We start from the raw sequence: 13,363 nt of genomic DNA, 5'->3' as shown, positions 1-13,363 counted from the left end.
GAGTCAACAACCTCCATTCATACCTCTATTCTGCAACGCCAAAACTAGAAAGCATAATCAAGGCTAAAGTACATGCCGTCATCTTGGATGTTGTTTTGGCGATCGCCCGTATCCACTAAAGGAATTGCAAAATCTAGACGTAGGGTGAGATCCTGCACTGGCTTAATAATGAATGCCGTCCCCAAACCCGCAAGGGTATGTTCATTGGCAATCTGGCTCGTATTATCCGCGTTATTCCAGACAACACCATAGTCAAAGAAAGGGGCAATCTGTATTAATTGGCCTGTATCTTCATTTTGCGCCAAAGTAATACGATCCTCGATGGAAAAGCGCCAACCATTATCGGCATTGCGAGCTCCCTGTCGATAGCCTCGGAGAGTTTGAGCCCCCCCTAAACTAAAGCCCTCGGACGACAGCAAATTATCACCCGACAACTGTAAATCGCCGCGCACAATCAAAGTATGCCTATCATTTAGACGATGTACCCGCACCACTTGGCCTAACCATGACAAAAATTGCCCATCTGGAATCGGGTCACTGTTACTGGTGGCATTAAATAGTCCTGTACCCAAACTAAACTGCGATCGCAAACTCCAGGTGCCTTTCGTATCCCGCCTTGTGTAGTCCTGACCAAAGCGAAATACAGAAGTCCTTGTACTACCGTCAGCATCTGCACCAGCACTAAAAGCTTGGCCCACATTATCAAAAACAAAAGTTTGACCATCCCGGTAGTTAAACCCTAACGATAGGGCAAACTCTTCTCGTATAGTACGTTTCAACGGTTGCCGAAAACTCAGACGATAGGTTTCTGATTCCCCACGGATATTTAATGAATTAAAGGGTTCTGCCACAATTTCGTTGCGATCAATCGATGCACTGAAAGCCAATGTGCCATCCATCGCATTCAGCGGAATCCGATAACCAAACTCCCACAAATCTAAGCCATCCTCAAAGGTTTGGGTATAGCCCACGTTCAAGACATCCCCCACTCCAATTAAGTTGCGATAGCCGAGATTAATACCACCCCGCACATCACCAATACTGACAGGGGAATAGTTATCAACAAAAACATTCCCAAAGAAAGACTTTCGTTCCTCCACATCCAGCTGTAATGTACTCTCGCCAATGCCACTACCGCTTTGTAGGTTTACATCGAGATCTGTAAGGTTTTGATCAATCTGTAGGAGACGGAGTTGTTCTTCTAGATCATTGATATTGAGAGGCGTATCAACCCCAAGACCTACCCGAGAAGTCACATAGGATTCATTAAGATTATTGAGTCCATTGACCGTGATGCTCTCTAAAGTTCCCTCAATAACTTCGATGGTCACCACACCGTCATTAAGTTGTTGAGTTGGCAAAATAGCATTAGAAGTTAAATAGCCATTGCCGATGTAGAGCTGAGTGATTTGCTCTACAGCCTGATTTAGAGCACCAATGGTGCTGTCGCCAAGGATTGGATCTGTAATGACGGCGAAATCTGCATCAGTAAAAACGGTACTTCCTACCACCTTAATTTCAGACACAGTAATGGGAGTCTGATTTTCTGAAAGATTGTTATTTTCCGTAGCACTATCATCTGGAATTAATGAAGGAGCGTCTTCCTCCTCCAGCAACTCCGGCACTTCATTTTCAGGAGATTGTAAAAAACGATCTTGGTTTGGATTGGGTTCAGTTTGGGCGATCGCCACAAAGGGAGTAAAGGAGCCGTACAAAATAGCAGCTGTGAAGGCAATAGTCTTAAGTTGCATAAGAGATAGATGAGTCTTGTCGGTAAATAGTTGAGAAGTAAGTCATAGAAGAAAAATCACATAGCGATTAACAACCTTCTCCTGAGCCATCTACAGAACACTCTTCCTCGTTATCTGTTGTTTCATCACTTCCTGCTTCCGCTCCGCTCGCGGTATCCAAGAGCTGGGTGGTTGGGATAACTTGGGAGGCACTTTCCTCAAGGGACTGTTCTGCCAATCCGGTTGTTGTCGACTCATTTGAATCAAACAAATTTTGGATAGCTTCTCTTTGGGTCTCAGAAATTATGGGTTCTGGTTCCGGCTCTGGTTCAGGTTCAGGCTCTGGTGGGAGAGCGATATTTGTCAATGTAAAGAAGCCATCTTCTATATCGGAGCTACTGGCCGTTACTGTGAAGTCCCCAGCTTCTGCATTGGCCGTGATAACACTAGTTGATGTCGCTAAACCTGTGTTGTCTGTAACGACATTACTAATCGTTGGAGTGCCACTCGCACCACTTGCCCCTGTATTGGCAGTAAAGGTCACGTCAATATCTGCAATAGGTAATGGCGTATTAACGAAGTTCTCTACCAGTTGAACCGCTAATGCTGTGCCGAAAGCTGTTTCTACATCAGTACTTTGAGCATCACCAGTCGTTGGTATTAAGCTATAGCCTTGGGATTCGAACGCACCAATATCCACTGTGCCATTAAAACGATTTGCTCCTCGCTGATCTTTAGTCAGGCCTGCAGCAGTTGCCAAAGCATCACTACCTGCATTTAGGAGGGGACTATTAGAGCCAAAAGCAAAGGTTTGGGTCAGACCACCATAATCACCAAGAGGGAGCAGGTCTGGATCCAAGGGAGTAGTGATGCTGCCGATGAGGGTACTGACAGTAAATAATCCTTGCTCATCTATACCAATGAAGTTATGACCTTCATCGACAACTGGGGAGCTAACAAAAGGTACGTCGTGTCCTACATCTGGGGTTTGGGTCGCGGTATTTTGAGCGATGACGCTGTTGCCTACAATCAATCGCCCTGTATTAGGCCCCCCAAACACGCCAGTATTGTGAACGCCACCCGATTGGCCACCGATAAGTGTGGTTTCATTTTGGACAACCGTGCTATTGGTGATGATGAGAGTTGCTCCCTGACTAGAAGATTGTCCCCGATTGTAAAGGCCACCACCCGCGAAACTAGCTGTATTACCGGAAATGGTGCTGTTGTTCACCCTCATCACCGCACTATTGTCCGCATTTTGACCAAAGTTAGAAATACCGCCCCCGGTATTTGCCGAATTGTTAATAATAGTGCTGTTCTCAATCGTCATTACTGCAGCATTCGGAGTGTTGGTAGGACCACCAGTAAAGGCAGAGTTAGAAATGCCGCCGCCAGTGCTTCCTGCCGTATTGCCAGAAATCGTGCTACTAGTGATGGTGGCAAGCGCACCACCGGTAATACTACCAAAGCTGTAAATCCCCCCACCATCGGCGTCGGCCTCGTTACCAGAAACGATGCTATCATTCACGCTCAAGGTTCCCAGGTTGAAGACGGCCCCACCATTGTTCCCCGGTCCAAAGAAGCCGCCAGAGTTGGCTAGTCCGCCCGACAGGGTGGTCTCGTTTACCTCCAAATCGCCCCCTAGGGAAACATGCAACAGCCGGAAGCCAGGCGCACCCGCATCCCGTGAGATCGTGTTCCCCATGCCGTTAATCGTTAACCTCTCTGTTGCCGTAACTGAGGGTAAGCCATTGTCACCATTAGTCGCATTATCAATGGCGGTTAGGGTAATATCGTTTGCCAGGTTAATTGTGTCTGTAACTGCATTGCCATTGGCTGTATTAATTGCTGCAATCAAACTGGTGGCATCTGTGGCTGTAAAGACAACTAATGTGTCAGTAAAGTTCTCTATGACTGATGTTTCAAAGCCAATCCCTGTTTCGATTGAACCTGTTTGGTATTCTAAATTCCAGTCACCACCAAGGGCTGCGCTACCAGTCAGATTAGTCGATGCAGCAACATCCATGCCTGTTAGGTCGGCAAAGGTATTAACAAAATTTTCACCGCGTAAATCCGATGCTGTTAGACAACTGTAGAGTAATAAATCTGCTCCTTCTGCTAAAGCGCCAGACCAACTCGCAAGCTGGGATGAATAGTTATCGATTGTTTCTTCTGAGACCCAAGCATTACCGAGCCAGAAGTCTGCTTCATTACCTTCGCCGACGATGCGTAAGCCGTCTAGTTCACCGTTATCTGTGGCGATTGCCCCTAATTTTTCTGTGATGACTTCGATACCATTTTGGTCGGTGGTGACGATGGTGGAAATACTGCCCTGTTCACCGCCATACAAGAAACTTTCGGGATCTTCGATGAGGCTATCAATAAAGTTGTAGGTTAAGTCATTTCCCACCTTGGGATAGCGCACCACGGTAATGTCCCCCGTCACTAAGCCAGATTCAGTGGGTAGAACTTGTTCTGCGGCTAATAAATTGACAGCTTCTGCGGTGAGGCGATCGCCAATAATGACATCACCCTCTTCGATACGCATTTGGGAGCCAACGAGCCACAAATTACCATCCGCATCTACTTCAAGCTCTGACGCATTACCCAAACTATCAGTGCTATTGAGATAACTTGGCAAATCCACCGGACGGATACCATTAGCTGCATCTGTTGGCAGCGTATCAGAGGGAACGGCATCAAGGAGTAGGCTTAAAACCATACTGTCATGGCTGAGTTGAACCTGACTTTCCCCTGGCACGGCAGCAAGGGTAATGGTGCCATTGGGAGCAGTAAGACTTCCGGTACTGATGACAGAGCCACCGACCATCCAAAGACTACCATTGTCGATCTCTAAATTAGCCCCGTTAAAAATAGCGCCGGGTTGAGTGCTATCAAAAATCAGACTGGTTGGGTTTCCACTCAAAGCAGCGTAATCATTATCACCAGCGCTATTGAAAAAGCCATTACTGAAACCAATTCTGTTGGCTGTGGTTACACCAAAACTGCCTGAGACATCTACACCTGCGTCATCGGTAAAAATCCATCCCGCAGGATTCGTCAAAAATAGATTGGAGTTGCCACCGGATACTTGCAGCAGACCTTGGACAATACTCGGATCGCCGCCAGTAACCCGACCGAGAATATTATCGATGGAATCATCACTTAAAAAGTTAGCAACCTCGCTGGGTTCGAGACCAAAGTCTTGGAAGCTATGAAAAAGATTGAGGCCAGCTCTTGTTCCGCCATCAATCTGATAGGTATCACCGTTGTAATTAATAATTGTTCCTGTGCCATCAGGAGCCGAGGTGATGGATTGGCTAAGAACCTGTTGCGGCAGCCCGAGCACTAACCCTGTGATGAAGAGTAGTAAAAGTGGCTGCTTCGAATCTTGAATCGTCATGGCGGTGACTGCCTCAGGTCAGTTAATGCGGCAAATTCACTATCTCCCGAAATTTTGGTAGAAAAAATACCCAAAAAGTCACTTTTGGTCATGTCTTTTCAGACACGTTGAGTTTTAAGAGCGTAAAAACGGTCAGCTACAGACTCTTGGAACCCGACGGCTACAGAAACTAATTATTTTCTGATGCATTTTCTACATCTACTATTTTCGGTTTGATCATGTAGTTTCAGCATCTTGATCACGGAATCTTAAGGTTTTGGAGCTATCCCGGTATCCTCTGAGGCAAGGGTTAGTGACGGAAGAGTGAGGCTTTCCCTTGAGCATTCTGAGGAGGCGATCGCCACAAAGGGAGTAAAGACACTCCAGAGAATCAAAGTCGTGAGGGCAATCTGATTAATAGCCATAAAAAACTTACGCTTCTTGTAGAGAAATGATGCATTACTAGCAACAGAAAAAATCACACTAGCGTAGGCTCAAGCTACAATCTTGCTCAAGTTTACCCAAAGCATCATCCTGATCTTTTTTGATTTCTTCATCGAGTTGTTCATCGAGTTTTTCTGCTTCATCTGTAACCTCGACGGCAGGGATAGTTTGGCAGTCAGCTCCGATGAAATTATCAGTGATCTCTTCTGTTCTTTCGACAGGATCAGGCCAAATATTTTGCACATCAGGTACGTTTGGTTCACTCGGAGATTCAGGGGAATTTGGAGACTCAGGTATAGGGAGATTGGTTAAGTTGAATATTGCAGAACTTAAATTAGGGCTACTGGCTGTAACTGTAAAATCACCTGCGATCGCATTAGCTGTGAACATATTAGCCGCTGTCGCAAGACCATCCGCATCTGTCAAAACACTACCGCCCGGACTGCCTGATGCTCCAGTATTCCCATGATTTGCATTAAAAATGATAGGTACATTCTCAACTGGAATTGCAGTATGGACGAAGTTTTCTGTGATTTGGGCGGATAAGGCAGTGTCAAAAGTCTTATTGACTAGGGCGACTTGGCCATGTCCTGTCACAGTGGTCAGACTATAGCCTTGGGATTCAAATGCTCCGATATCAACAGTGCCATTGAAACGATTTGCTCCCCGTTGGTCTGTGACTAAAGCCGCAGCTAAGGCATCATTTCCTGCATTATGAACTGGACTGCCAAGATAGAAAGCATGGGTTTGTGTGTCGCCACCATAGTCACCTAAAGGAAGTAGTTGTGGATCAACATTTTTCAGGTTATTGAGATCCGTTGTGATCGTTGCACCGATAGGATCGCCAATTAAGCTGTCTTGGATACTCGTAAAAGTTCCAGATAAATCATTGCCGCTATTAGCCGCAGTGTTATTTGCAATGATCGTATTAGTAATATCAAATCCACCTCCATTTCTGAAGATGCCGCCTCCATTGTTGTCAGCTGTGTTGTGGGCGATCGTGCTATTACGAATGTTGATTGTTCCACCACCGCTACCTCGGGCAAAAATACCACCACCTCGGTTAGTACTGGAGTTTCCAGATATCGTACTATTCGTGATATTGACTGTTCCGCCGCCTCTAGAATAAATACCACCACCTCGATTGCTGGAATTGCCGGATAGGGTACTGTTGGTGATATCTAGGTTCTTTCTAAAGTAAATGCCGCCGCCTTTATTTGAACTAGAGTTGCCTGATATGGTGCTGTTCGTAATGGTTGCACTTCCCGTGGTGTAGAGTCCTCCTCCGAGATCACCACTGGTATTTCCAGAAACGAGACTATCTGTAACGATTAAAGTACTGGAATAAGTCCCTGCCGCTGACAGTCGACTAGAATTCCCCGATATAGTGCTATTCGTTATGGTGATATTTCTATTTCTAGCCCAAACACCACCACCATGCCTGTTACTTTGATTATCTGATACGGTGCTGTCGGTTACTGTGATGTTGCCTGAGCGGCTATATAGTCCTCCTCCATTGCGGCGACTAAAATTACCAGAAATAGTGCTATTCGTAACGCCAATTTGGCCCCTCGTATGAATGCCACCACCATATCGGTTACTGGAGTTACCGGATATGACACTGTCAGTCACTGTAATATTGCCTGAGCGATTATAGATTCCTCCGCCATTATCAGAACTGGTATTGCCAGAAATAGTGCTATCGATAATATTGACTGCGTGAGTGGTGTTATAAAGCCCTCCTCCTCTGTCGCTACTGGTATTTCCAGAAACAGTCGTATTGGTCAGGTTGACTTCGCCATTGGAATTGATGCCACCACCATTCCCTGTTGTTTCTCCATTGGTAATCGTTAGGTTGTCAAAGGTTGTCGTTACACCACCCGTTACATTAAAAATACGGAAGTCACCAGCTCCTGCATTACGCTGAACTGTGACATTACTGTTTCCTCCTGTCAGGGTTAATTCATCGGTAATGGTCAATTCTCCAGAGGTTAGATCGACTAATGGCACATTGCTAAAACGAATTTCATCGGCTCCAGCAGCTCCATTGGCATCACTAATCGCCTGTCTCAGGGAACCAGCTCCCGTATCTGCACCATCTGTGACTGTAAAGATGGCTAATTTGCCGAGATAGTTGGCTAAAGTACCTGTTGTAAATTGCGGTGATGTGCCGATCGCCCCGACACTTTTTTCTAAAATCCAATCTCCGCCTAGGGCTGTGCTTCCTGTTAAATCTGTTGAGGCTGCAACATCTGTTCCTGTGGTATCTGCAAGGTACTGAAGTAGGCGATCGCCTACTTCACCAAAGGCTGTCAGACAAGCATAAATCAGGAGATCAGCTGTAGTTGTGAGATGTGGTTGCCAACCTGCGAATTCCGCTTCATATTGTTCGATTGTGTCTTCGGAAATAAAGGTATTACCTAACCAAAAATTACCAACATCTCCTTCTGAAATGATTTGTATGGCATCTGCTTGGGTTCCTGTTCCTTCTAGGTTGGACAGGCGATCGCCAATTTTTGTGATGCCATTTTCATCGGGGTTGACGGTGAAGGAAATTGTTCCGCGATCGCCCCCAAAAAGAAATGTCTGATAATCTTCAACGGTGGTATCGATTGCTGTAAAGGTTAAGGGGTCAGAAGCTCCGGAGTAACGAACTACGGTGACATCGCCTGTGACTAAGTTTGGTTCAGTAGATAAGACTTGTTCTGCGGCGAGGAGATTGATAGTTTGAGCGGTGAGGCGATCGTCAATAATGACATCACCCTCTTCGATACGCATTTGGGAGCCAACGAGCCACAAATTACCATCCGCATCTACTTCAAGCTCTGACGCATTACCCAAACTATCAGTGCTATTGAGATAACTTGGCAAATCCACCGGACGGATACCATTAGCTGCATCTGTTGGCAGCGTATCAGAGGGAACGGCATCAAGGAGTAGGCTTAAAACCATACTGTCATGGCTGAGTTGAACCTGACTTTCCCCTGGCACGGCAGCAAGGGTAATGGTGCCATTGGGAGCAGTAAGACTTCCGGTACTGATGACAGAGCCACCGACCATCCAAAGACTACCATTGTCGATCTCTAAATTAGCCCCGTTAAAAATAGCGCCGGGTTGAGTGCTATCAAAAATCAGACTGGTTGGGTTTCCACTCAAAGCAGCGTAATCATTATCACCAGCGCTATTGAAAAAGCCATTACTGAAACCAATTCTGTTGGCTGTGGTTACACCAAAACTGCCTGAGACATCTACACCTGCGTCATCGGTAAAAATCCATCCCGCAGGATTCGTCAAAAATAGATTGGAGTTGCCACCGGATACTTGCAGCAGACCTTGGACAATACTCGGATCGCCGCCAGTAACCCGACCGAGAATATTATCGATGGAATCATCACTTAAAAAGTTAGCAACCTCGCTGGGTTCGAGACCAAAGTCTTGGAAGCTATGGAAAAGGTTGAGGCCAGCTCTTGTCCCGCCATTAATCTGATAGGTATCACCGTTATGGTTAATGACTGTCCCTGTGCCATCAGGAGCCGAGGTGATGGATTGGCTAAGAACTTGTTGTGGCAGCCCAAGCACTAGTCCTGTGAGGAGGAAGAGTACCAGTGGCTGCTTCGAATCTTGAATTGTCATAGTGGTGACGCCCTCGGGTCAGTTAATACAGAGGATCTAGCGGTCTTTTAGCAGGCACTACAATGCATTCTTTGTATCTAATATTTTCTTGCTTAATCATGTAGTTACAGCATCCTGAGCGCGAAATCTTAATGTTTTGGGGCAGTCTCAATATCTTTTTGGGTAAGGGTTAGGGACGTGAGAGCGGAGCTTTATACTAAAGCTGTTTAGGGTCGTGTCTAGTAAATTTCCTATAAAGATTGTGATGGGGAATCTTTATAATTTGAGAGGCCCATTGAAATGCGATACTTGCGATCATGATTCGACTTAACGAAATTAAGCTTCCCCTTGATCATTCTGAGGAGGCGATCGCCGAGGCTATTTGCAAGAAGCTGGAGCTAAAACCCCACGAGCTACTGGAATACACGATTTTTAAACGGAGTTTTGATGCTCGTAAAAAGCGCAATATTTTTCTGGTTTACGTCGTTGATATTAAAACCTACAAAGATAAATCGCTCTTAAAGCGTTTTCGCCGTGACCCCCATGTCATTGAAACTCCCGATATGGCTTACAAAATGGTGGGTCATGCGCCGGAAGGTTGTGAAGAGCGACCCATTGTGATTGGTATGGGGCCATGCGGCATGTTTGCGGGACTGATGTTGGCGCGGATGGGCTTTCGACCGATTATCTTAGAGCGGGGTAAACAGGTAGACGAACGCACAAAAGATACCTTTGCCTTCTGGAAAAAACGTGGCAAGTTCAATCCAGAATCCAATGCGCAATTTGGGGAAGGTGGAGCAGGGACATTTTCCGATGGCAAACTCTACAGTCAGGTGCGCGATCGCCAACATTACAAACGCAAAGTATTAGAAGAATTTGTGGAGGCAGGGTCAAATCCCGAAATTCTCTACATTGCTAAACCTCACATTGGCACATTTAAATTAGTCGGTGTGGTCAAAAAAATTCGTGCAACTATCGAATCCCTCGGTGGTGAAATTCGGTTTCAGAGCAAAGTCAAAACTGTCGAAATCGAAGACCGCAAAGTAAAAGGCGTAACCCTCGAAAACGGTGACTTTATTCCCAGTACCCATGTCGTGATGGCGATGGGACATAGCGCACGGGACACCTTCGAAATGCTATTTGATCAGGGCGTTTATATCGAACCCAAACCTTTTTCTATCGGTTTTCGCATCGAGCATCCCCAACCTCTCATCGATGAATGTCGTTATGGCGAATTTGCGGGTAATAAAACCCTTGGTGCGGCAGATTATAAACTAGTTCATCATTGCAAAAATGGGCGATCTGTTTACAGCTTTTGTATGTGTCCCGGCGGTTTAGTGATTGGTGCTGCATCAGAACCGGGAATGGTTGTGACCAATGGCATGAGTCAATATTCTCGCAATGAACGCAATGCCAATGCTGGAATTGTGGTGGGCATTACGCCCGAGGAAGATTATCCTGAGCATCCCCTTGCAGGCATCGAACTTCAGCGAAAAATTGAATCAAAAGCTTTTGAATTAGGCGGTGGAGATTATAGTGCACCGGGTCAATTAGTAGGGGATTTTCTGTCAGGGCGATCGTCTGAAGAACTGGGTAAAGTGAAACCTTCCTATGCACCGGGCGTAAAACTAACAGATCTCAGTGAAGTGCTACCAGATTTTGCGATTGAAGCGATTCGAGAAGCATTGCCCGCTTTTGACAAAAAAATCAAAGGTTTTGCGATGGATGAGGCGATGTTAACTGGGGTGGAAACGCGAACATCATCTCCAATTCGCATTAAACGTGGCAAGGATTATCAAAGTATTAATACTCAAGGTCTATATCCTGCTGGGGAAGGTGCTGGCTATGCAGGTGGTATTCTCTCCGCCGGAATTGATGGCGTAAAAGTAGCTGAGGCGATCGCCCTCAATATTCTTCAGGAGAGTTAGATCATCAACTCAAAACCAATGCAAGGGTGGCGATCGCCCTACCCTTTTTTCTCTTCGGACTCATGTCCTAGAGCTAGAGGAATTTCGATAATCATTTCAGTACCTTGACCGGGCTTAGACTCACAACGGAACTGACCTTGATGCTTTTCCGTTACCAGTTGATAGCTAATTGAGAGGCCCATTCCAGTCCCTTTACCAATTTCTTTTGTGGTAAAGAAAGGGTCAAAAATTCGGCTACGTACTTTGTCCGGTATTCCTAAACCATTGTCGGCGATCGCCACCTGAATCGATTTATTATCCTGCGTTAAACCTGTGCGAATTGTAATGTGAGGCGTTTCCTTTTGTTTCTCTTCTTCTGATTGTCCTTCAAGCTTTTCCTCTAATGCATCAATAGCATTCGCCAAAAGATTCATGAAAACCTGATTGAGGAGACCAGGATAACAATTGATTTGCGGTAACTCACTATATTTTTTCTCAATTTCAATTTTTGGACGCTTGCCTTTTGAATCTGTACGATGACGCAAAATCATTAAGGTATTTTCTATGCCTTCATGCACATCCATTTTTTTGAGTTTGGAGTCATCTGTTCGAGAAAAATTCCGTAATGCCAAAACAATGTCTGTAATACGGTTAGTGCCGACTCTCATCGCTTTAAGAATTTTGGGTAAATCCTCTCGCACAAATTCCATCTCTATATCTTCTAAAAAACTCTCAATCTCTTCTGGAGGCTCTGGATAAAACTGTTGATAAAACTCTGGAATTTCTAATAAATCATTGACGTAAGTTTCAACATGATAAATATTGCCCTGAACAAAGTTGACCGGATTATTGATTTCATGGGCAACTCCTGCAACTAATTGCCCGAGACTTGACATCTTTTCACTTTGAATGACTTGTATCTGGGCACTTTGGAGTTCTGTTAATGTCTGTTCTAATTTTTGATTTGCCGCCTGAGAAGAAAGCAAAAGCTCTTTTACGAAATCACTATATGCATTAAACGTGTGGGCTAGGGTTCCAATTTCATCTTGCATTGAGGTGTCGACTTTAAGATCAAAATTTTGGGAATTAATAGCCTTTTGAGTTTCCAACGTCATAGACTTGAGAGGAGACATTAACACTCGACTAGTCCAATACATTAGTAACAACCCACAAGTCCCGGACAAAAGAGCACTGAAAATAATGATTTGCAGCTGTCTGTTCGATGCCTGTTCAAGTAAGAAGTTTGCCTCTTCTTCTTCTTCTTCTGTTGCATCAGCTAGCTCTTGGATTTTTGTGAGAAAATCTCCAAATTTTTTGATGGCATCCCCTTGCTCGATCAGTCTAAGCTGCTGCTTTATCTGCTCCGATGAATAGATCTCAGAAGATTTTTGTAAAATGATTTCCCACGATTTCAAATATTGTTCAAATTCATCAGCATGGTCATCAACGATACTGAGAGCAACTAGAGATTCTGTTTCTGTAATCCTTTCAGAAGATTCTTCTCCTGCTTCCACCAACTCTTCAGAATTGATAAATATCAACCAGTCTTCTTGTAGTTTGGTGTGAGATATTTGTAATTTCTGTAAATCGGTTTGGGCAATATTAGAAGAGTTTAAAAATAGCTGTTTCCAATAGGAAAAATCGAGTAAAGAAGCTTGAAAATGGGTGATCGTTTCAATGTCTTCATGTGCTTCCGCTTGAATAGCGATCGCCCTCTGCTCAGTACGTCTAGCTATTTCCACACCAACGATGATGCCTAGTACCGCCATAATGAAAGTGAGGCTATAGGCGGCAAAAAGTTTGCTACTAATGGATTGATTTTTAAGCAGGGAAAATTTAATGTGCACTTTTGTCGTTGAATGGCTCTTCTTTGCGAAATGAGCGTAAATTGCATTTGTGAGGATGGAGAAGAGATTCATTGTACAAAGCTGAAAATTTTTCCAATATATTTAAATGCTTTGAAGTAGATATTTGAACTGTTGCTGTAAGGGCTAGAGTGCCCAATTTGCATCGGTTAGCTAGCTTTACCCAGATTTTGTGATGCAAAGCCCAACAAGGCTGATAGGGAAGTAAATGCTAAGATCCCAACCTTGCATAATATTATCCCTAAAACTCAGGGAATAAATGGGAATGTACTGATTGATTTAAACCACTTTAGTCAGGCATCTCAATGCATTTCTTAATATCGCTAAAGTCCAAAGAGTCAAAATCTTTTTTCCTTGGGGATGATGATCCCCGTAAGATTTTGCTGGTCTTAATCGAGGATCTGGCGATCGCCCTTTTGATGG

At 44.8% G+C, this 13,363-nt stretch carries 6 protein-coding genes; 1 reads left to right on the top strand and 5 read right to left on the bottom strand.

Annotation, left to right across the window (positions count from 1 at the left end):
• Positions 1–44 precede the first annotated feature (44 nt).
• The 4 genes from LEPTO7376_RS06530 to LEPTO7376_RS06515 form a co-directional block, all read right to left on the bottom strand.
• A complete protein-coding gene (locus LEPTO7376_RS06530; RefSeq protein WP_015133423.1) occupies positions 45–1,751 on the bottom strand; it encodes a ShlB/FhaC/HecB family hemolysin secretion/activation protein in 1,707 nt (568 codons plus the stop codon).
• Between the two features lie 67 nt (positions 1,752–1,818).
• Positions 1,819–5,133 (bottom strand): DUF4347 domain-containing protein, encoded by a 3,315-nt coding sequence (locus LEPTO7376_RS06525; protein ID WP_015133422.1) that lies wholly within the window; start codon positions 5,131–5,133, stop codon positions 1,819–1,821.
• Positions 5,134–5,381: 248 nt separating this feature from the next.
• A complete protein-coding gene (locus tag LEPTO7376_RS06520; protein ID WP_160148396.1) occupies positions 5,382–5,537 on the bottom strand; it encodes a hypothetical protein in 156 nt (51 codons plus the stop codon).
• A gap of 58 nt (positions 5,538–5,595) precedes the next feature.
• Positions 5,596–9,189 (bottom strand): DUF4347 domain-containing protein, encoded by a 3,594-nt coding sequence (locus tag LEPTO7376_RS06515; protein WP_015133421.1) that lies wholly within the window; start codon positions 9,187–9,189, stop codon positions 5,596–5,598.
• Between the two features lie 296 nt (positions 9,190–9,485).
• Between LEPTO7376_RS06515 and LEPTO7376_RS06510 the strand changes: the two genes are divergently transcribed.
• Positions 9,486–11,096 (top strand): NAD(P)/FAD-dependent oxidoreductase, encoded by a 1,611-nt coding sequence (locus LEPTO7376_RS06510; protein ID WP_015133420.1) that lies wholly within the window; start codon positions 9,486–9,488, stop codon positions 11,094–11,096.
• A 38-nt stretch (positions 11,097–11,134) separates the two neighbouring features.
• Here LEPTO7376_RS06510 and LEPTO7376_RS23280 read toward each other — a convergent pair whose 3' ends face one another.
• Complete coding sequence (locus tag LEPTO7376_RS23280; RefSeq protein WP_160148395.1) at positions 11,135–12,922, bottom strand: ATP-binding protein; 1,788 nt, start codon at positions 12,920–12,922, stop codon at positions 11,135–11,137.
• Between the last annotated feature and the right edge of the window lie 441 nt (positions 12,923–13,363).

Origin of the sequence: [Leptolyngbya] sp. PCC 7376 (assembly GCF_000316605.1) — a bacterium.
Lineage (GTDB): Bacteria > Cyanobacteriota > Cyanobacteriia > Cyanobacteriales > MRBY01 > MRBY01.
Note: the sequence above shows the minus strand (reverse complement) of the source record. Positions and strands in the feature narration are given on the sequence as shown.

Excerpts from the sequence above, each read along its gene's own strand:
- LEPTO7376_RS06530 (WP_015133423.1), bottom strand. The coding sequence starts at position 1,751 with ATGCAACTTAAGACTATTGCCTTCACAGCTGCTATTTTGTACGGCTCC.
- LEPTO7376_RS06525 (WP_015133422.1), bottom strand. The coding sequence starts at position 5,133 with ATGACGATTCAAGATTCGAAGCAGCCACTTTTACTACTCTTCATCACA.
- LEPTO7376_RS06520 (WP_160148396.1), bottom strand. The coding sequence starts at position 5,537 with ATGGCTATTAATCAGATTGCCCTCACGACTTTGATTCTCTGGAGTGTC.
- LEPTO7376_RS06515 (WP_015133421.1), bottom strand. The coding sequence starts at position 9,189 with ATGACAATTCAAGATTCGAAGCAGCCACTGGTACTCTTCCTCCTCACA.
- LEPTO7376_RS06510 (WP_015133420.1), top strand. The coding sequence starts at position 9,486 with ATGATTCGACTTAACGAAATTAAGCTTCCCCTTGATCATTCTGAGGAG.